The sequence below is a fragment of the Marinobacter shengliensis genome (genome assembly GCF_030297115.1).
In the GTDB taxonomy this organism is placed as follows: Bacteria; Pseudomonadota; Gammaproteobacteria; order Pseudomonadales; family Oleiphilaceae; genus Marinobacter; species Marinobacter shengliensis.
Map to the genome: position 1 here is coordinate 1,176,219 of NZ_AP028062.1, position 18,747 is coordinate 1,194,965.

Sequence of the window (18,747 nt, forward strand, 5' to 3'; positions counted from 1 at the left end):
ACAATGCGGCCATAAAGCGTATGATTCGAACCCAAAAGTGTATCACAGGGTTTCGCTATGATTTTCCCGACCATTGAAGATTATGTAGGGCATACCCCTCTGGTTCGTTTGCAGCGTCTGCCGGGGGAAACCTCCAATGTCATTCTGGCCAAGCTGGAAGGCAATAACCCGGCCGGGTCGGTGAAGGACCGGCCTGCCATCAGCATGATTCAGGAGGCCGAACGCCGTGGTGAAATCAAGCCAGGCGATACCCTGATTGAAGCGACGTCCGGTAACACTGGCATCGCCCTGGCAATGGCTGCGGCAATCAAAGGTTACCGGATGGTTCTGATCATGCCGGCTCACATGAGTGAGGAGCGCCGCGCTTCCATGCGGGCATACGGAGCGGAGATCGTTACCGTCAGCAAGGAGGAAGGCATGGAAGGGGCGCGGGACCTCGCTGCGCGGATGGAATCTGAAGGCAAGGGCAAGGTGCTGGACCAGTTCAGCAATCCGGATAACCCTCTGGCCCATTACCGCACCACCGGCCCGGAAATCTGGGAGCAGACCCAGGGCAAGGTGACTCACTTTGTCAGCTCCATGGGGACCACCGGGACCATTATGGGCGTGTCCCGTTATCTGAAAGAGCGAAATCCTGATATTCAGATTATTGGGTTGCAGCCGGAAGATGGTGCATCCATCCCCGGTATCCGCCGCTGGCCCGAGGCCTATTTGCCGTCGATCTACGACGCTGCCCGGGTAGACCAGGTTCTGGACATTGGCCAGAAAGAAGCAGAAGACACCATGAGGGCGCTGGCCGCCAAAGAAGGAATTTTCTGTGGCGTGTCGTCCGGTGGCTCCATTGCCGCTGCCCTCAAATTGTCCCGTGAGGTTGAAAACGCGGTGATCGTGGCCATTATCTGTGACCGCGGCGACCGATACCTGTCTACCGGTGTTTTTCCCGGCGCCTGAACCGGTCATCCAAGCCGGCTACACAAGAGAGATTAACCCCTATGAGTAAGCGTCGCCGCAAGGTTCTGCCTCAGGAACCGGTGCGTTGTGAAATTGAAACCCTTGGCCACGACGGCCGGGGCATTGCCCGGGCCGAAGGTAAAGTCCAGTTTGTGGACGGTGCTCTGCCGGGTGAAACGGTGATGGCAAAGATGGTCAGCACCCGAAGCAAGTTTGATGAGCTGCGTACCCTGGAGGTTCTGGAAGCGGCTCCAGACCGCCAGCAACCGCCCTGTGACTTTGCCGACCTTTGTGGTGGCTGCAGCCTTCAGCACATGAGTGCCGATGCGCAGATCCGGTTCAAGGAAGACACGCTGAGGGAGCATTTTGCCCATTTTGGGGGCATCGAACCCCAGGAGTGGGTTGAACCCATGCGCTCACCCGCTACCCTTGGCTATCGTCGCAAAGCCCGCCTGGGCGTGCGCTATGTGAAAGCCCGGGAGTCGGTGCTGGTAGGATTCCGGGAAAAGCGTAACAGCTTTCTAACGGATATTGACCGTTGTGTGGTGCTGGACCCGCGTATTGGTGATCGCATCAAGCCCCTGCGGGAACTGCTGCATGGTATGGTGGCCTTCGACCGGATTGCCCAGGTAGAAGTGGCCTGTGGTGATGATGTGGCGGCCATGGTGTTCCGTAACATGGACGAACTGGTTCCCGAAGACCGGGAAAAACTGATTGCCTTTGGCCAGGCCCATGACTTGCATATCTATCTGCAGCCCAAGGGCCCGGATACGGTGCACCGCATCTGGCCGGAATCGTCTGGTCGTGATGGTGAGCGCCTGAGCTACAGCCTGGATGAGTTTGATCTGACCATGAAGTACCATCCGATGGACTTCACTCAGGTCAATGCCGGTATCAATCAGAATATGGTTCATCGTGCAGTGGAGTGGCTGGATGTTCAGCCCGGTGAGCGGGTGCTGGATCTGTTCTGTGGCCTGGGTAACTTTACCCTGCCATTGGCTCGCAAAGGTGGCCGGGTGGTTGGCGTCGAAGGCGATGATGCCATGGTGGTGCGTGGCCGCGAGAACGCACAGCTCAATGGTCTGGATAATGTGGAATTCTTTGGGGCCGATCTGCACGGTGACTTTACCGGGCAAAGCTGGGCCAAAGAGGGTTTCGACAAGATTCTGATCGACCCGCCCCGGTCTGGCGCGGAAGACATCTGCAAGTACCTCACGGCGTTCGGGGCCAGCAGGATTGTCTATGTTTCGTGTAATCCGGCCACTCTGGCAAGAGATGCCGGCGTTATGGTGCGCAACGGTTATCGCCTGGTGCGCGCAGGTGTGATGGATATGTTCCCCCACACCACCCATGTCGAATCAATTGCTCTTTTTGAGCGTGAATGACTCTGACTGATCAGTCGACAGTCAGATGCCGGGGCGCCAGGATCGCGACCCGGGTAACCGGAAAATCAGCGGGTATGCCTCTGCTATGGTAAAAGTTCGGGAAGATTATTCGGTCACTGGTGATGGCGAGATCGACATTGATCGTTGTGTTCGCCACATCGCTGAACAGACGCACCTGGATAATCCGGAGCAGCTCCGGCAGGCCTCTGAAAAAGCGGCCAGGATTGCCGTGCAGGCATTCAGAGAGGATCGCCTCTGGGCGCCCGGCTCCAGTAGTTTCCGTACGGGTCTGGAAATGGCACAGGTGCTGGCCGAACTGCATCTGGACCAGGCCAGTCTGGTGGCTGCGGTGTTGTACCGGGCAGTGCGTGAAGAGCGGGTACCCCTGGAAGAGATCCGCAAAGAATTCGGTGACGAAGTCGCCGGGCTGATCAATGGTGTGCAGCAGATGGCAGCCATTTCGTCGGTGCACCACCCGCTCAAGGGCAATGTGCTGGGCCAGAGTGAAGGGCAACTCGACAATGTCCGGAAAATGCTGGTTACCATGATTGACGACGTCCGGGTGGCGTTGATCAAACTGGCCGAGCGGACCTGTGCGATTCGGGCCGTCAAGGACGCGCCGGAAGAGAAGCGCATGCGGGTGGCCAGGGAAGTCTTCGATATCTACGCGCCCCTGGCACACCGGTTAGGTATTGGTCACATCAAGTGGGAACTCGAAGACCTGTCTTTCCGGTACCTGCACAGCTCAGCGTACAAGAAGATCGCCAAGCTGCTGGATGAGAAGCGGCTGGACCGTGAAGGCTATATCCGGCGAGTCATCGAGACCCTGCAAACTGAACTTCAGGCCTCCGGTATCAAGGGTGAACTCTCTGGCCGGGCCAAGCATATCTACAGTATCTGGCGCAAAATGCGCCGTAAGGGTATCGACTTTTCCCAAGTCTATGATGTCCGTGCAGTGCGTATCCTGGTGCCGGAAGTCCGGGACTGCTATGCCGCTCTGGGCATTGTTCATACCTTGTGGCGGCATATTCCCAACGAGTTTGACGACTACATCGCCAACCCCAAGGAGAACGGCTACCAGTCGCTCCATACCGCGGTGATCGGCCCCGAAGGCAAGGTGATGGAAGTGCAGATCCGCACCCATGCCATGCACGAGGAAGCTGAGTTAGGTGTTTGTGCCCATTGGCTGTACAAGGGCACCGACAAGAACAACAAGTCCACCGGTTACGACGCCAAGATCAACTGGCTGCGGCAGGTGCTGGAGTGGCAGGAAGAGTTGGGCGACTTGTCTGGTTTGGCTGATCACCTGAAGTCAGACGTCGCCTCGGACCGGGTTTATGTCTTCACCCCCGAAGGCCACGTGGTTGACCTGCCCCAGGGTGCCACACCGGTGGATTTCGCTTATCGGGTACACACCGAAATCGGTCACGCCTGCCGGGGTGCCCGGGTGAACAGCCGAATAGTTCCTCTGACCTATCCGCTGAAAACCGGCGACCAAGTATTTATCTTAACCTCCAACAACCCGGCGCCCAGCCGGGACTGGCTGAACCCAAGCCTGGGCTATATCCAGACATCCCGGGCCAGGGCCAAGGTTACCCACTGGTTCAAGCAACAGAATCGTGACCGTAATATCACTGACGGCCACGCTATCCTGGAAGACGAATTCAAGCGTTTGTCGCTGTATGATGTTGATCTGGGGGATTTGGCCAAAAAGGTGAATTACCACTCGCCAGACGATATGTTCGCCGCCATTGGGGCCGGCGATTTGCGGCCTGCGCACGTGGCGAACGTGGCGCAGCAGATGCTGGAGCCGAAGTCTGAACAGCTCGACCTGAAGCTGACCACGGCCCGCAAGAAGGATTATGACACCGAGTCAGACATCCAGATTCTGGGTGTGGGCAAACTCAAGACCCAGGTGGCCAAGTGCTGCAAACCGTTACCGGGTGATGCGATTGGCGGATACATCACGGTTGGGCGTGGCGTCACCGTGCACCGTCAGGACTGCCTGACCTTCCTCAGCCTGAGAGAATTCGAGCCCAACCGGATCATCGAGGTGAACTGGGGTGGCAAGCCGGCCTCTGTTTACCCTGTCGATATCGAAATCGAAGCTTACGATCGCTCGGGGCTGTTGCGGGACATAACCCATGTGTTGTCGTCGTCCCGCAGTGACGTGCTGGCCCTGAATACCTTGACCAACAAGGATGAGAACATCGCTACCATGAGGGTGACGGTGGAAATCTCCAGCCTGGAACAGTTGGCGCGGTTGCTGGCCCAGATTCGCAACCTGCCGAACATCATCGACGTAAGGCGAAAGCGCGGATGAGCTATTCCATTGATGACCTGAAAACCCTGATGGCCCGGCTCCGGGAGCCGGACACGGGCTGCCCCTGGGACACCCGGCAGACGTTCGCCAGCATCGTGCCCCACACGATAGAAGAAGCCTACGAAGTGGCCGACGCCATTGAACAGGCGGATTACCCGCATCTGAAGGATGAGCTGGGAGACCTGCTGTTCCAGGTGATCTTCTACGCTCAGATGGGGCGTGAGGAAGGGCATTTCGATTTCGATAGCATCGTTGATCACCTGGTCCGCAAACTGATTCGCCGGCATCCCCATGTCTTCCCGGAAGGCACTCTGGAAAGCCGCATTGACCCGAGCAACCGTCCCAGCGAAGCCTGGATCAAAGAGAGCTGGGAGCGTATCAAGGCGGAGGAGCGGGCCGAGAAACCTGTTGTTGAGTCGTCGGTCAGCCGGCTGGATGGCATTGCACGAACCCTGCCGGCCATGGCCCGTGCCGAGAAATTGCAGCGCCGGGCTTCGCGCCATGGCTTTGACTGGCCTGAGATTGGCCCGGTCTTCGACAAGCTTCACGAGGAGATCGATGAGCTGAAAGACGCATGGCAGGCCGCCCAGAATGGTAGTGGCGACCAGGATGCGGTCGAGGATGAACTGGGTGATCTGTTGTTCGTGTGCGTGAATTTGGCACGATTCATGAAAGTGGATCCTGAGCAGGCCCTGAACCGAACGAACCGCAAATTCGACGCACGTTTTCGGGCGATCGAAGCGGTGCTGGAAAGTGAGGGGCGTGATCTGGATGAGGAGTCCCTTGAAGCGCTGGATGCCATATGGCAGAAGGTCAAGGGGGTTGAAAACCGTTAACGGTCAGTGCCTCGGAACCGTCGCCGATAAGTACAATCCGTTACCAATTTTCAGTCACTGAAATGTCATTCTTCGTCTACACTTCTAGTACGGCTTGCACCATATCGGTGCGCTGTACCGTCAGATAAGATGCAGGGGTGAAGGCACCATGAAAATCAAAGATCTGGTCAAGCATTGGGACAAGCACGGTCGTGGTCGGCTCACTCGTGATGCCGCGTACCTATCGTTGTCTGACCAGCATCACGAGCTGTTGCAGAAAGTGGCAGCGATGTATCCGATGAAATCCTCTCAAGACCTGATGCGTGATCTGATCTCCGCTGCGCTTGATGAGCTGGAAACCAGCTTTCCCTACGTTCAGGGCGACAAAGTGGTCGCTTATGATGAGGATGGTTTTGAGATCTACGAAGACCAGGGGTTGACTCCGCGGTTTGTAGCCCTTAGCCAGAAGCATATCAAGCGGATCAAAGCCCGCCAGCTTGAATCCGTGGCCTGACGCCAGCACCGATTCGGCTCACCACCGGGTTTCCATCAACCCAGGCGCCGTGCGCTTGGGTTGATGTCTGCTCATTTATATTACTTTCCCTTGTCTGCCAGGCGATCCTTCAGTGGCCCCTGAGTAATCAGGTCGTCCAGGGCAGCGGCAATCATGTCATTGAGAATCTCGCTTTCACTGCGATCTGGATAGAGTTCCGCCAGCGCGGCTACCCGGGCGGCGTCTTCAAGGGGCAGACGCAGATTGTATTCGTGTGTACGTTCCATCGCCTGTTTTTCCTGTTCCCAGTGCTGGGGCAAATCGGTCACTTTCATGGTGGCTCCTTGGGGCGAGGGGATTGAATCGCCAATAGACTTTTCGAACGGATCCTTAGTATCGTAAGTTTACTTCGTCTCCGTCAATTCAGAAGGAACTCAACGTGACCGAACTGCACCCCGATCTGCGAGAAAATGTGCGTCTGCTGGGCGAATTGCTGGGCCAGAGCATCCAGCGTTTTCCCGGGCAGGACTGCTACGAGCGGATTGAGGAGATTCGGGCTGCGGCCAAAGCCGACCGTCGGCAGGAGAGTGGCTCCGGGCAGCGCCTGGTAACACTCCTGGGGCAACTGAGCGACGATGAACTGTTGCCGGTCACCCGCGCCTTCAACCAGTTTCTCAACCTGGCGAACCTGGCCGAGCAGTACCATGGCATTCGCCGTAAGCAGGGCCACCCTTCCGACCTGATGGTGGAGTCCCTGGGCGAGGTCTTCGAGCGATTGAAATCCGGGGGCGTTGATCCTGAGGAATTGCATCAACGGGTGGCGGACCTGCGGATCGAGTTTGTTCTGACCGCCCACCCTACGGAAGTTGCCCGCCGTACCCTGATTCTCAAATACGACGAAATGTCCGACTGCCTGGCCCGGCTCGACCACGACGATCTGATGCCGGCGGAGCGTGATGAGATTGTGGCCCGCCTGTCACAGCTGATTACTGAGGCCTGGCACACCGACGAAATCCGCCATGAGCGGCCGACGGCTGTGGACGAGGCCAAGTGGGGCTTTGCGGTCATCGAGAACAGCCTCTGGCAGGCATTGCCCAGATTCCTTCGAAGCCTGGACCAGTCACTTTCTGATGCAACGGGCAAAGGCCTGCCCCTGCAGAATTCCCCGATTCGCATTGCCTCCTGGATGGGAGGGGACCGAGACGGTAACCCGAACGTGACTCACGATGTGACTCGTCAGGTCTTCCTGCTGGGCCGCTGGATGGCTGCCGATCTTTACCTGCGGGATATTCAGGCTCTGAGGGCCGAGTTATCCATGTGGCAGGCCAGTGATGAACTGAGGGCGCGGGTTGGTGATTGCCGGGAACCCTATCGTCAGGTACTGGCCGAGTTGAGGGAGCGCCTGGTCCGTACCCGGAACTGGGCCGAGGCCGGCGTTAAAGGCCGGGTGGCGGACGAGACCGGTATCCTGTTTGAGAACGAAGACCTGACGGCCCCCCTGGAGCTGTGTTATCGATCGCTGATGGATTGCGGCCTGGCGCAAATTGCCAACGGCCCGCTGTTGGACACCATTCGCCGTGCTCACACATTCGGACTGCCGCTGATTCGCCTGGATATCCGGCAGGAGGCTTCCCGGCATGCGGAGGCAGTGGCAGAGATGGTGGATTATCTGGGGCTGGGAGACTATCTGTCCTGGTCGGAAGACGACCGGCAGGCATTCCTGCTGCGCGAGCTGCAAGGCCGCCGGCCACTGGTGCCCCGCAACTGGGAACCCTCAGAGTCCGTCAAGGAAGTGCTGGCTACCTGCGAGGTGGTGGCGGGCCAGACCCCGGAAGCGCTGGGCTCCTACGTTATCTCCATGGCCAGCAAGCCTTCGGATGTATTGAGCGTGATCCTGCTGTTGCGGGAAGCGGGAATGAAGTTCCCGATGCGTGTGGTGCCGCTGTTTGAAACCCTCAGCGATCTTCAGGGCGCGCCAGACAGCATGGCTGCCCTGTATCAGGTTGATTGGTACCGCGAATACTGTCAGGGCCGCCAGGAGGTGATGATCGGCTATTCGGACTCGTCCAAGGACGCCGGCCAGCTGATGGCAGCCTGGGCCCAGTACCAGGCCCAGGAAAAACTCACCCAGGTGGCCCGCCAGTATGGCGTGCACCTGACCCTGTTCCACGGTCGCGGCGGCACGGTGGGCCGTGGTGGCGGCCCGGCGAACCGGGCGATTCTGTCGCAACCGCCGGGATCGGTGAACGGCAGTTTCCGGATTACCGAGCAGGGGGAAATGATCCGATTCAAGTTCGGTTTGCCCCGGCTGGCGGTACAAAGCCTTACCCTGTACACCACTGCCGTCATTGAAGCGACCCTGGCGCCACCGCCACAACCCGAGGACAGCTGGCGCGAGATGATGGACTGGCTGACGGAGCGTTCCCTCAAATCTTACCGGGAAGTGGTAAGGGAGAACTCGGATTTCGTGCCTTATTTCCGGCAGGTTACACCCGAAACTGCGCTGGGTAAGCTGGCCCTGGGCAGTCGACCGGCGCGCCGGAAAGCCACCGGTGGCGTGGAGAGTTTGCGAGCCATTCCCTGGATTTTTGCCTGGACCCAAATGCGCCTGATGCTGCCCAGCTGGCTGGGCAGCGATGTGGCCCTGGAGGAAGCCGCCCGGCACCAGCGCCTGCCAGAGCTGCGCGAGATGATGCGGGGCTGGCCGTTTTTCCGCACCTATGTCGACATGCTGGAAATGGTGCTGGCCAAAGCCGACCTGCGCATTGCCAGTTATTACGAGCAGACCCTGGTGGAGGATGAAAGCCTCAGGGCCCTTGGGAGTAGCCTCAGGGAACGGCTGAACGGCTGTATCGAGCGTGTGCTGGAGCTCAAGGATCAGCAAGCCCTGTTGGAGAGCGAACCGGTGTTTGCCCATTCCATGAGAGTGCGCAACCCCTACACGGACCCATTGCATTACCTTCAGGCGGAGTTGCTCAAACGCGACCGCGAAAGTGAGGGCAAAGGTGAGGTGCCGGATATGGTGGAGCGGGCGCTGAAAGTCACCATGGCAGGCATCGCCGCTGGTATGCGTAATACGGGCTAACGTGCATAATAACGCCGGGGCCGGAAAGCCCTGAACCGGATAAAGGAGTCTTCCCCGTTGGCACTGTCAGAGCGACTGTCGCATTACCTCGCCCGTAAGGGTATCAGCTATCAGCAGATCGAAATTGCACCGGTAAGCAATCTCGATGCGGCGGTTCTTGCCTCTGGCAAGCCCCAGCATGATTTTATCCAGCCCACGCTGCTGATCGACATCAATGGTGTGGTCATGGCGGTGCATCGCTTCGACAGTACGTTGGATATGGACACCCTGCATCAGTTTACCGGGCGTCGCCTGCAGCCGCTGACCGCGCGCCAGACGGCGAGGCTGTTTGGCGACTGCGAGCCAGGATTCGTGCCACCGGTCGGGAATGCCTGGGATCTGCCGGTGCTGATTGACGAAGATCTCACCACCGCCGACCAAGTGGTGTTCTCAGCTGGCACCAACGATACCCTGGTTGTGATGGATGGCCGCTCGTTCCGGTTGGCACTGGCGGGTGCCCGCGAAGGGCACCTGGTTATCCGGGGGCAGGGTAATGGTTCCCGTGGCGCGCTGAGCCTCGACGAAGTGGCTGACAAACTGCAGAAACTCTATCGTCTTCCGCCCATGCCGGCGCTGGCGTTGCGGATTCTGCGCCTGACCGCCAATACGGAAGCCACCGCCAGAGAGCTGGCGGAACTGATTGAGTTTGACCCGAGCATGACGGCCCAGATCATGCGCTACGCACGGTCGGCACTGTTCAATTACCCTGGCCAGATCAACTCGGTTCAGGAGGCCGTTACCCGGGTGCTGGGGTTTGATCGGGTCGCCCATATTGCCATGGGTATTGCATCGGTGAGGGCTTTTGATGTGCCCAGGGGTGGAATGCTGGGCATGGATAATTTCTGGCGTCACTCACTTTACTGTGCCTTCCTGTGCCAAAGCCTGGCGGCGCGTTCGGGCAGGGACAAGGGGCTGGCGTATCTGTGCGGGCTGTTGCACAACTTTGGCCTGTTGCTGGTGGGGCACCTGTTTCCCTCTGAATTTCAGGAACTGAACGCTCTTCGGGAGATCAACCCTGAAGCAAGCATGCATTCACTGGAACAGGAAGTGTTTGGCCATAGCGAGCGCCAGGATATCCTGGCGGTTGGCCATGGCGCCATTGGCGGTATTCTGCATCGGCTCTGGCAACTGCCGGAACCTGTCATCAAGGCTGCAGGCATGCACCAGCACCCGGGTTACCATGGTGAGCATGAAGAGTATGTTTTGATGGTCCAACTGGCGAATGCCCTGCTGAAAGAGCAGGGTATTGGCGACGAGTTCAACCCGGATGATATCCCCGCACTGACAGAAGCGCTTGGCCTGGAGCCAGCAACACTGGCGCTGGTTCAGGAGGAAATCCAGGCCGTTGCAACCGACCTGGATGTGCTGGCGTCGTCGCTTGCATCCTGAGCAAAACGGCGTCAGGCTTCTGTGCCTGAAGCCCCCTGTGTTCCGGTAATTCCAACCATGATACGGAGGTCGACTTTCTCTGTCGGGGCGGACTTCGTATAATGCTGCCTCAATTTTGGGCAGGCGCGCCAGCAAGTGGGCCTGGAGGCCCTGAGAGGTTGTCGCAAAGGCGACGGTTTTTGCCGCAACTTTTCAAACGATAATATAAGACAACGGGAGCACAACGTTATGAGAATCATCATGTTAGGCGCGCCAGGCGCTGGAAAGGGTACTCAGGCTCAGTTCATTACCGAGCGTTTCGAGATCCCCCAGATCTCTACAGGCGACATGCTCCGTGCCGCCGTCAAGGCCGAGTCCGAGCTGGGCAAACAGGTCAAGGAAGTGATGGCCTCCGGTGGTCTGGTGTCTGACGATATCATCATCGCCCTGATCGATGAGCGTATTCAGCAGCCGGATTGCAAGAACGGTTTCCTGCTGGACGGCTTCCCACGCACCATTCCCCAGGCTGAAGCGCTGAAGAACCAGGGTATCGCCATCGATTACGTGGTGGAAATCGCCGTTGAAGACGAAGAAATTGTCAGCCGTCTGTCTGGCCGTCGCGTGCACGAGGGCAGTGGCCGTATCTATCACGTGAAATACGATCCACCCAAAGTAGAGGGCAAGGACGACGAGACCGGCGAGCCGTTGGTACAGCGTGAAGACGACAAGGAAGAAACCGTACGCAAGCGCCTGAACATCTACCACGAGCAAACAGCGCCGCTGATCGGCTTCTACCAGGACTGGGCCAGCAAGGCACCTGCCGACGCGCCCAAGTACGTGCGCGTGGAAGGCATTGGTAGCCTGGACAGCATCCGCGACCAGATCCTGTCCCAGCTTAAGTAATCGAAACCGGAGTAGCCCGGGAGGCTTGATTCTGTGAAGCTTTTAGCACTGGATACGTCTTCTGAGGGCTGCTCCGCCGCTCTATGGCTGGATGGCCAGATCAGCGAGCGGTTTGAACTGGCCCCACGGGGCCACACCCGCCTTCTAATGCCCATGGTTCGCGAACTGCTCGCCGAACAGGGGCTTTCCCCGAACGATCTTGACGCCCTGGCTTTTGCCCGTGGCCCGGGCTCCTTCACCGGTTTGCGTATTGCGACCGGGGTTATCCAGGGGCTGGCCTGGGGGCTTAACTTACCGGTTGTGCCGGTGTCGTCGCTGTCGGCTGTCGCCCTGGACGCCATTGAACAGCACCAGTTGGCCGATGGTGAACACATTGCGGTGGCCTTTGATGCCCGTATGGGCGAAGTGTACTGGGGTACCTTCCTGTGTCGGCAGGGGTTGCCGGTGTTGATCGGCGAGGAGCGGGTCTGCCCGCCCGGGGCGGTGAGCCTGCCGGACTCAGACGTATCAGCGAACTGGACTGGTGCCGGCCAGGGCTGGACATTAAAGGGCGATATGCCCGAAGTGGTGGTCTGCCGGATCAGAGCGGTGGATGACACCCTGGTGCCCCGGGCCGCCATGGTGGCACGATTGGCAGAACAGGATTTTCGCCATGGTATCGCGGTGCCGGCGGAGCTGGCGCAGCCGGTCTATATCCGGGATGAAGTGGCCTGGAAGAAACTGCCCGGTCGTGCGTGAAAGGTCGTTTTCTGATCAGAAATGTTGCCGCCTGCCTTTCCAAGAGGCCCTGGTTCTTCCATAATGCAGCAACACACTTGAACCGTTTCTGTGGTTGCGCATTATGATCGGTGGTATTAATCCGGCCAATTCCTCCCTGATTCAAACGGGTAACAACAACCCGGCACGAGAGCGTACCGATGTCGCCAGGTCCCCGGCCGCTTCTCCCCAGGCCCCCGGCGCCGAGTCGGTTCGCCGTGACCTGAATGCGCCCCAGCAAAGCCGGGATACTGCTCCCGGTAACCAGACGGCTAGTGAAGCGACCGATCGTCGCGTTGAAGCCCGCAGGGCCGCTGAGGATGCCCGGCTTGAACGATTCCGCGCCGACGAGCTGCCTTTGCCAGCCTCAAGAGCGCTTTCGACCTTTGCCGGTGTGGCCGCCGCCGGGCAGGAATTCGAGGGTGGCTCGGTTATTTCCGGTATCGACATTCTCGTCTGATGCCAAACCCTTCCCATGATACTTGCCACTCCCTGACGGCGACCGTTGCCGTTGGTTGCAGCCCGCTGGGTGACCAGATGGCTGCACGACAGTTGGCGGAAGAGCTGGAGTTGCGTTGGCTGGGTATCGTCAAACCCAAACAGGTCCGGGAATTTCCGGTGCTGCTGTACATGGACGACGAAGGGCTTGCCCTCCAGTTGACCGGCAAAGGGGCGCCAGGACCGGTGCGGGCGGAGTTTGTGACCGGCAAAATGGGCTACCGTCGAGAGCATGGCGGCGGTACCGGCCAGTTGGTGGCCCGGGCGGTTGGTTTGCAGAAAACCAGGGCCCAGCTGCACGTACTGGATGCCACTGCCGGCCTCGGCCAGGACGCTTTCGTGCTTGCCAGCTTGGGTTGCCGGTTAACCCTGCTGGAGCGAAACCCGGTGATCCATGCCTTGCTGGCAGATGGCCTGGCAAGGGCCGCACTGAATATCGATTGCGCGCCCCTGGTGGCGCACATGCAGCTTGAAGCCGGCAGTTCCATTGACTGGCTTGAGAGCGCCGGCAAGGATGCGGCGGATGTGGTGTATCTGGACCCGATGTTCCCCCACCGGGACAAAGCCGCCCTGGTCAAAAAGGAAATGCAGGTGTTCCGGCAGGTTGTGGGAGACGATGACGATTCTGAACAGCTGCTTGCCGCAGCCCTGGCCTGTGCCCGTTACCGGGTGGTTGTGAAACGCCCCCGGAAGGCGCCCGCGGTGGCGGGGCCGGAGCCCACTACGCGGCTGGAAGGTAAAAGCAGCCGATACGATATCTATTCCATCAAGGCGCTGCCGGCCTGAGATAACCCGGGCCGGCCCGCCTCAAAGACTCACGCATCCAGCATGGTGACCTGCTGAATGGCTTGTCTTTTCTCAACGCTCAATACCAGCCGGGCATCTTCGGCCACCTCATCCAGACCTTCTCCGTAACAAAGCAGGCCGTTGTCATCGGTGGTCAGCACGCCGGTTTTCTGCATATTGGCGATGAAGTTCCGGAACAGGGTTTTGTCGAAGAACTCCGGCGCATTAAGGCCAAACAGGATAGACATCCGCTCGGCCAGCAGCGTGCTTTGCTCTTCCAGTTCCGCCGCGGTCAGTTTGCCCGAACCATACTTGCGCAGAATGCCCAGGGTAATGTGGTAGCGCTCCAGGGTCTGGATAATAAACCGGGACAGGATGCGGGCCCGCAGCATGGCTTCGGTGCCTTCTTCGGGGCGACCCAGGCGCTCGTCATCCAGTTGGATAACCAAGCCCTGATCAATCAGCACGTCGATCCACTTGTTAATAACCGATTCCACTTCATCCTGACCGAATTTCAGGAACAGTTCGGACTGCAGGTAAGGGTAGGCAACACTGGTAAGGAACAGAACCTTGTCTCTGCGCAGGCTGGTTTTGTTCTCGAACAGGCTGACAATCAGCGCCGGCAGTGCAAACAGGTGCTGGATGTTGTTGCGGTAGTAAGTCATCAGAATGGCGTTGGCGCCTTCCAGGGCAATGATATCGCCCAGTTTCTGGGGTTGGCGGGTGATCAGCCCCATGTTCTCACAGTAAGCAACCCAGTCCCGCGCAGAACCCTCTGGCAAGGTGACGGTGTTGGCGTACGGGTAGGCCCTGAGCAAGTGGGCATACTGGTCCATCAATCTGATCAACTGCCCCTCATCCATGGCCAGGCGCTCGGTGCCCAGTAAAACGGTGGCGGTCATGCCAATCGGGTTGACCGCCACCGAAGCGTTGATGTTGCTGGCTACCCGCTTGGACAGTCCATCCACCGCTTCGGTAAGCCAGGAGGGCCGGTACTCGGCGTCGTAAGCCTCGCTGCGCCAGCTTTCATGGACTTCGTCCAGAACATCGGCCAGTGGTATGGCGTCACCAAAATTCACTGCTACCCGGCCGAACGAGTTGGTCAGTTTCCGGGCCGTCTTGGCCAGGCCGAAGACGCTCTCCTTTTGTTTCTTCTTGCCGCGCAGCTCGCCCAGGTAGGAGCGGCCCTCCATCACTTTCTCATAACCGATGTAAACCGGCACGAAGACGATGGGTTTGCGGTGATCCCGCAGGAAACTGCGCACGGTCATCGACAGCATGCCCGGACGTGGTGGCAGCATGCGCCCGGTACGGGAGCGGCCGCCCTCGACAAAGTATTCCACCGAGTAGCCGCGGGTGAACATCACGTGCATGTATTCGTTGAAAACCGTGGCGTACAGCGGGTTATCCCGGAAGCTGCGGCGCATGAAGAAAGCCCCGCCCCTGCGCAGGATAGGGCCAACAATGGGCATGTTCAGGTTGATGCCGGCGGCAATGTGGGGTGGCATCAGGCCGTTCTTGTACAACACGTAGGACAGCAACAGGTAATCGATGTGCGAACGATGGCAGGGAACATAGACCACGGCATGGTCCTGGGCGACTTCCTTGGCCACCTTGATGTTGTTGACGGCGATGCCGTTGTAGATGCGGTTCCAGAGCCAGGCCAGCGCCAGTTCCAGGAACCGGATGGTCACGATGGACATGCTGGCGGCAATTTCGTCCGCGTACTTGTAGGCTTTGGCGCGAACCTTTTCAGGCGGGATGTCGTCCTTGGCGGCGGTTTCCCTTATCGCTTCCTTGACAGCCTGGGTGCGCACCAGGCCTTCCACCAGAGTACGGCGGTGAGACAGGTCAGGCCCCAGCACCGCCTGGCGAACCCGGCGGAAATGGGTACGCAGAATACGTGCGAGTTTCCGCTTGGCTTTTTCTTCGTTGTTCCGGTATTCGTCGACCACCTGCTTGAGTGACAGGGGCTGGTTAAACTGCACATAGGTGTTGCGACCATGCACCAGAATGATCAGGAACTTCTGCAGCCGCCCGGCAACCGACCAGGTGTCTGACAACAACAGCTTGACCAGGGATTTCTCTTTATCCGGAGAACGGCCCCAAAACAATGAGACAGGAACAATCTGTACGTCCTGTTCGGGATGCTCCAGGCCAAACTGCACGAGGCCGGTGAACTCTTTGGTGGGAACCGGGGTTTGCCGACCTCCGCTGAACGGCCCGCCAATGCGTTTGTACAGATAGAAAAAGGAGTGGGCCGGCCCGTTTTTTACGGGCAGGCTGTCGGTTGCGCCGGGCAGTCGGGCATGGATGACCTCTTGCTCCAGCACCAGGCGGCTGGACAACGAGCTGTATTGGAGCACATAGCACACCGGTTTGTCCGGATCGAGCCCCAGGGCCTCCAGGGTATTGCCGCTGACATCGGTCCTGACCCATAAAAACAGGATCTTGCGGAAAAGAGACAGGATCAGGCTGCGAATGCCCTGATAAAGTCGCATAAGATGTTACTCCGGTACTGGAAACAGGCGCCAAGTTTAACGGGTTGAGGCGGGTGCGGAAAGCGGTATACAGATTCTTGGTAGTGAATGTGATGTGTTACATTGCCGCTCAGACAAACGGTTGCTGATAAGGCAAAAGCATGGTGAGCAAAAGCGAGCAGTGGTTGCCGGGCTGGCATGAGGACGCCCCAGTGCAGGGGGACCTGCTTCTGGCGTTTTCCGGAAACAATGTCCTTAAGCCGGATAACGGCTGGTTGTTGGCCTGGGGCGGTCCGGAAATGGGCGACAGTCGCCCGGAGGCCCTTGCACTGGGTACCTGGAATGGCCGGCGTCTGTTTGTTTGTACCTTGCCAGACTCCGGGCTACCTGGTGCCCAGTTGGTTACCTTGAGGGACGCCCTGCTGGTGTCACCCGACGCGCCTGCAGATTTGCTCAGTACCGGCTTCCAGGTATTGCAGTGGTGGCAGGATCACCGCTTTTGCGGTCGCTGTGGAGAGCGAACCGAATCACATCCCCGGGAGCGGGCTCGCTGGTGCAGCCGTTGCAATATTCCCTGGTATCCCCGAATCGCACCCTGTGTGATTGTGGTTATCCGGCGCGGCAGCCAGTTCCTGCTAGCGAGGTCTTCCAGGGTGACCCGGAATTTCTACAGCCTGATTGCCGGTTTTGTCGAGCCTGGGGAAAGCCTTGAGCAGGCCGTGGCCCGGGAAGTAAAAGAAGAGACCGGATTGGACGTTGGCAACATCCGCTACCGGAGTTCCCAACCCTGGCCTTTTCCCCATCAGATGATGGTGGGCTTTTTTGCCGATTTTCAGGGTGGCGAACTCAGCCTGCAGGAAGATGAGCTGGCGGATGCCGGCTGGTTCAGTGCCGACGATCATCCACCCATTCCGCCCGATACCACCATTGCCGGCCGCCTGATCAGTGCCATGAAACAGGAAATTGCCGAGAATGGGAGCGATGCCGGATGATGGCCGGGGCGTCTCCTCGGGTGCTGGTATTCGATTCCGGGGTTGGCGGGCTCAGCGTGGCTGCCCGAATTCACCAGTCGCTTCCCGGTGCGGACCTGGTGTATCTGGCGGACAACGCTGGTTTTCCCTACGGCGGTCAGAGCGAACAGGTGGTGATTGAGCGCTGCTGCTCTCTGATCCGGCAAAGTCTGCAACAGTCGCCTTGTGACATCATCGTGGTGGCCTGCAACACCGCCAGCACGGTGGTGCTTCCGCACCTGCGGGCCATGACGGAGCTGCCGGTTGTGGGTGTGGTGCCAGCTATCAAGCCCGCCGCCGCCTGCACCGTAAATGGTCGGGTTGGGCTACTGGCAACGCCGGCAACGGTACAGCGACCCTATCTGGACAAGCTCATTGCCGAGTTTGCCAGTGACTGCGACGTGGTGCGGCTTGGCCACCCTGGGCTCGTGTGCTGGGCAGAGCAGCTGGTGCAAGGCGCAGAACCGCCCCAGGCAGAACTGGATGCGGCTATGGCGCCACTGCGTGAGGCGGGTGTCGATACCGTAGTGCTCGGCTGTACTCACTATCCGCTGTTGTTACCCTGGCTCCGGAAAAGCCTGCCGGGGGTCACTGCATGGGTGGATTCCGGTGACGCCATCGCTCGCCGGGTCGCCTTTTTGCTGGGTGAATCCGGGCGTTTGGCGGCAGCGGAAACACCCAGAGCGGATACCGGTGGCGTGGTGTCAGAGGCCCGCTTTACCGGGGACGCCCCGCCGGATGTTGCCCTGTTCATGGCCGAAATGGGGATTTCAGTGGCGCGGGTCTGTGAGCATTGGCCCGGCGCTACAACAGCCGGGTCAGCTTGAACATGGCGAGGAATTCCAGAGCCGGAATAGCGCGTTTATGGCAGCAGTAGGTTTTGAAGTTGTCACCCCGGAAGCGGGATTTGGTGAACTCCAGGCCTTTGAAGTTGTATAGGAAATTGCCTTTCTCGTAGATGCCGTGCATCAAACGTTTTAGTAATCGGCTTTCCTGGTGTTCGGTGGCCTGGTCCAGCGATAGCGGAATCAGGCCCAGGTCCAGGAAGGGCACACCTTCGGCCTTGAAGGTGTCCATGGCGTGGGCCATCAGGGTGTAGAAAATGCCCTGTCGAAAATCGGCGTTGGCGCGGGAGATATTCGGTACGTAACTGATGATCTCGTTGTTGCGGTAGATCGGATCAAAATAGATGAAGCCCACCGCCTTGCCGTCCTGGTAGGCGTAAAAGTGTCGCTCGTTTTCCCGGTAGTCCATTTCCATGGGGCGAATCAGGAAGCGGATCTCGTTGCTCTTGCATTTGCGGGTGCGTATCCAGGCCTCGGAGATTTCTCGGGTGTGGTCGTCACTGAACCGCTCCATGACCGTAATGCCACTCTTCTCAGCCTGATTCAGTGCAGTGCGCAGAATCTGCTTTTTCTTGCCGGTCAGAGACCAGGACTTGAGATCAATCCGGGATTCGCAGCCAAACTGGGTGCCATACAGGCCGAAGCGAAGGTGTAGAAAATCCACCACCGATTTCGAAACCTGGATGTAGCAGGCGTTGGGAAAGGTCTGCTGGAACTTCTCCAGCATGGCGGGGAAATGCTCGGGTGCGCTCACTGGATCGGACAGGACAAAGGTACCGCCCCATTTGCGCATATAGGCAATGTAGCCCATACCCGGCACATCAAAATACTGCATGCCCGGCTGCAGGGTTGAGAACGACTGAGAGTGCTGACCGTATTTCTTGAGGTAGTTGACGCGCTCGGCGAAGCTGAACTGGCCGTCTGCCAGTTCCCTGATGTTGTCGAGGGCAAGAATCTGATCTGACATGATGAAGCTCCCGGTAACCTGTTGTTATTTTGAGTCGGAAGAG

General features: G+C 58.7%; 16 protein-coding genes. 13 read left to right on the top strand and 3 right to left on the bottom strand.

Features of this window, described 5'->3' with window-relative positions:
• Positions 1 to 57 precede the first annotated feature (57 nt).
• From cysM to QUE75_RS05455, 5 genes are all read left to right on the top strand, one after another.
• Positions 58 to 951: a cysteine synthase CysM gene (gene cysM, locus QUE75_RS05435; protein WP_058091714.1), complete on the top strand. Its 894-nt coding sequence runs from the start codon at positions 58 to 60 to the stop codon at positions 949 to 951.
• Positions 952 to 992: 41 nt separating this feature from the next.
• Positions 993 to 2,336, top strand: a complete 1,344-nt coding sequence (gene rlmD / locus QUE75_RS05440; protein ID WP_106693528.1) for a 23S rRNA (uracil(1939)-C(5))-methyltransferase RlmD — start codon at positions 993 to 995, stop codon at positions 2,334 to 2,336.
• Positions 2,337 to 2,421: 85 nt separating this feature from the next.
• Entirely contained in the window at positions 2,422 to 4,659 is a 2,238-nt protein-coding gene (gene relA / locus QUE75_RS05445; protein ID WP_286255609.1) for a GTP diphosphokinase, read from the top strand.
• Positions 4,656 to 5,495, top strand: coding sequence for a nucleoside triphosphate pyrophosphohydrolase (gene mazG, locus QUE75_RS05450; RefSeq protein WP_286254182.1), 840 nt, complete (start codon positions 4,656 to 4,658; stop codon positions 5,493 to 5,495). Before relA ends, mazG begins: the two co-directional genes overlap by 4 nt.
• Before the next feature lie 148 nt (positions 5,496 to 5,643).
• Positions 5,644 to 5,988 (top strand): hypothetical protein, encoded by a 345-nt coding sequence (locus QUE75_RS05455; protein WP_061332269.1) that lies wholly within the window; start codon positions 5,644 to 5,646, stop codon positions 5,986 to 5,988.
• A gap of 80 nt (positions 5,989 to 6,068) precedes the next feature.
• On the opposite strand, the gene QUE75_RS05460 is transcribed toward QUE75_RS05455, so the two are convergent.
• Positions 6,069 to 6,302, bottom strand: coding sequence for a hypothetical protein (locus tag QUE75_RS05460; RefSeq protein WP_138437761.1), 234 nt, complete (start codon positions 6,300 to 6,302; stop codon positions 6,069 to 6,071).
• 104 nt (positions 6,303 to 6,406) lie between these two features.
• On the opposite strand from QUE75_RS05460, the gene ppc reads away from it, so the two are divergent.
• The 6 genes from ppc to QUE75_RS05490 all read left to right on the top strand — a co-directional run bounded on the left by ppc (position 6,407) and on the right by QUE75_RS05490 (position 13,402).
• On the top strand, positions 6,407 to 9,052 hold the full coding sequence (ppc, locus tag QUE75_RS05465; protein WP_286254186.1) for a phosphoenolpyruvate carboxylase: 2,646 nt from the start codon (positions 6,407 to 6,409) through the stop codon (positions 9,050 to 9,052).
• 57 nt (positions 9,053 to 9,109) lie between these two features.
• Positions 9,110 to 10,480, top strand: coding sequence for an HDOD domain-containing protein (locus QUE75_RS05470; protein WP_058091708.1), 1,371 nt, complete (start codon positions 9,110 to 9,112; stop codon positions 10,478 to 10,480).
• A 228-nt stretch (positions 10,481 to 10,708) separates the two neighbouring features.
• Complete coding sequence (gene adk / locus QUE75_RS05475) at positions 10,709 to 11,362, top strand: adenylate kinase (protein ID WP_061332267.1); 654 nt, start codon at positions 10,709 to 10,711, stop codon at positions 11,360 to 11,362.
• A gap of 33 nt (positions 11,363 to 11,395) precedes the next feature.
• Complete coding sequence (gene tsaB / locus QUE75_RS05480) at positions 11,396 to 12,100, top strand: tRNA (adenosine(37)-N6)-threonylcarbamoyltransferase complex dimerization subunit type 1 TsaB (RefSeq protein ID WP_286254189.1); 705 nt, start codon at positions 11,396 to 11,398, stop codon at positions 12,098 to 12,100.
• 103 nt (positions 12,101 to 12,203) lie between these two features.
• A complete protein-coding gene (locus tag QUE75_RS05485; RefSeq protein WP_061332265.1) occupies positions 12,204 to 12,578 on the top strand; it encodes a hypothetical protein in 375 nt (124 codons plus the stop codon).
• Positions 12,578 to 13,402, top strand: coding sequence for a class I SAM-dependent methyltransferase (locus tag QUE75_RS05490; protein WP_106693536.1), 825 nt, complete (start codon positions 12,578 to 12,580; stop codon positions 13,400 to 13,402). The genes QUE75_RS05485 and QUE75_RS05490 overlap by 1 nt, the downstream gene beginning before the upstream one ends.
• Positions 13,403 to 13,431: 29 nt before the next feature.
• On the opposite strand, the gene plsB is transcribed toward QUE75_RS05490, so the two are convergent.
• Positions 13,432 to 15,903 (bottom strand): glycerol-3-phosphate 1-O-acyltransferase PlsB, encoded by a 2,472-nt coding sequence (gene plsB / locus QUE75_RS05495; protein ID WP_286254191.1) that lies wholly within the window; start codon positions 15,901 to 15,903, stop codon positions 13,432 to 13,434.
• 140 nt (positions 15,904 to 16,043) lie between these two features.
• On the opposite strand from plsB, the gene nudC reads away from it, so the two are divergent.
• Both nudC and murI read left to right on the top strand, forming a co-directional pair.
• The gene (gene nudC / locus QUE75_RS05500) at positions 16,044 to 16,874 is read left to right on the top strand and encodes an NAD(+) diphosphatase (RefSeq protein WP_061332262.1); all 831 of its coding nucleotides are present in this window, start codon (positions 16,044 to 16,046) and stop codon (positions 16,872 to 16,874) included.
• A complete protein-coding gene (gene murI, locus QUE75_RS05505) occupies positions 16,874 to 17,719 on the top strand; it encodes a glutamate racemase (protein WP_374787270.1) in 846 nt (281 codons plus the stop codon). The genes nudC and murI overlap by 1 nt, the downstream gene beginning before the upstream one ends.
• Here the strand turns inward: murI and QUE75_RS05510 are convergent.
• On the bottom strand, positions 17,697 to 18,704 hold the full coding sequence (locus QUE75_RS05510; protein WP_061332260.1) for a DUF2156 domain-containing protein: 1,008 nt from the start codon (positions 18,702 to 18,704) through the stop codon (positions 17,697 to 17,699). The two genes, murI and QUE75_RS05510, sit on opposite strands and share 23 nt — an antisense overlap.
• Positions 18,705 to 18,747 lie beyond the last annotated feature (43 nt).

Excerpts from the sequence above, each read along its gene's own strand:
- plsB (WP_286254191.1), bottom strand. The coding sequence starts at position 15,903 with ATGCGACTTTATCAGGGCATTCGCAGCCTGATCCTGTCTCTTTTCCGC.
- nudC (WP_061332262.1), top strand. The coding sequence starts at position 16,044 with ATGGTGAGCAAAAGCGAGCAGTGGTTGCCGGGCTGGCATGAGGACGCC.
- adk (WP_061332267.1), top strand. The coding sequence starts at position 10,709 with ATGAGAATCATCATGTTAGGCGCGCCAGGCGCTGGAAAGGGTACTCAG.
- QUE75_RS05510 (WP_061332260.1), bottom strand. The coding sequence starts at position 18,704 with ATGTCAGATCAGATTCTTGCCCTCGACAACATCAGGGAACTGGCAGAC.
- mazG (WP_286254182.1), top strand. The coding sequence starts at position 4,656 with ATGAGCTATTCCATTGATGACCTGAAAACCCTGATGGCCCGGCTCCGG.
- cysM (WP_058091714.1), top strand. The coding sequence starts at position 58 with ATGATTTTCCCGACCATTGAAGATTATGTAGGGCATACCCCTCTGGTT.
- QUE75_RS05485 (WP_061332265.1), top strand. The coding sequence starts at position 12,204 with ATGATCGGTGGTATTAATCCGGCCAATTCCTCCCTGATTCAAACGGGT.
- QUE75_RS05460 (WP_138437761.1), bottom strand. The coding sequence starts at position 6,302 with ATGAAAGTGACCGATTTGCCCCAGCACTGGGAACAGGAAAAACAGGCG.
- relA (WP_286255609.1), top strand. The coding sequence starts at position 2,422 with ATGGTAAAAGTTCGGGAAGATTATTCGGTCACTGGTGATGGCGAGATC.
- rlmD (WP_106693528.1), top strand. The coding sequence starts at position 993 with ATGAGTAAGCGTCGCCGCAAGGTTCTGCCTCAGGAACCGGTGCGTTGT.
- murI (WP_374787270.1), top strand. The coding sequence starts at position 16,874 with ATGGCCGGGGCGTCTCCTCGGGTGCTGGTATTCGATTCCGGGGTTGGC.
- QUE75_RS05490 (WP_106693536.1), top strand. The coding sequence starts at position 12,578 with ATGCCAAACCCTTCCCATGATACTTGCCACTCCCTGACGGCGACCGTT.
- QUE75_RS05455 (WP_061332269.1), top strand. The coding sequence starts at position 5,644 with ATGAAAATCAAAGATCTGGTCAAGCATTGGGACAAGCACGGTCGTGGT.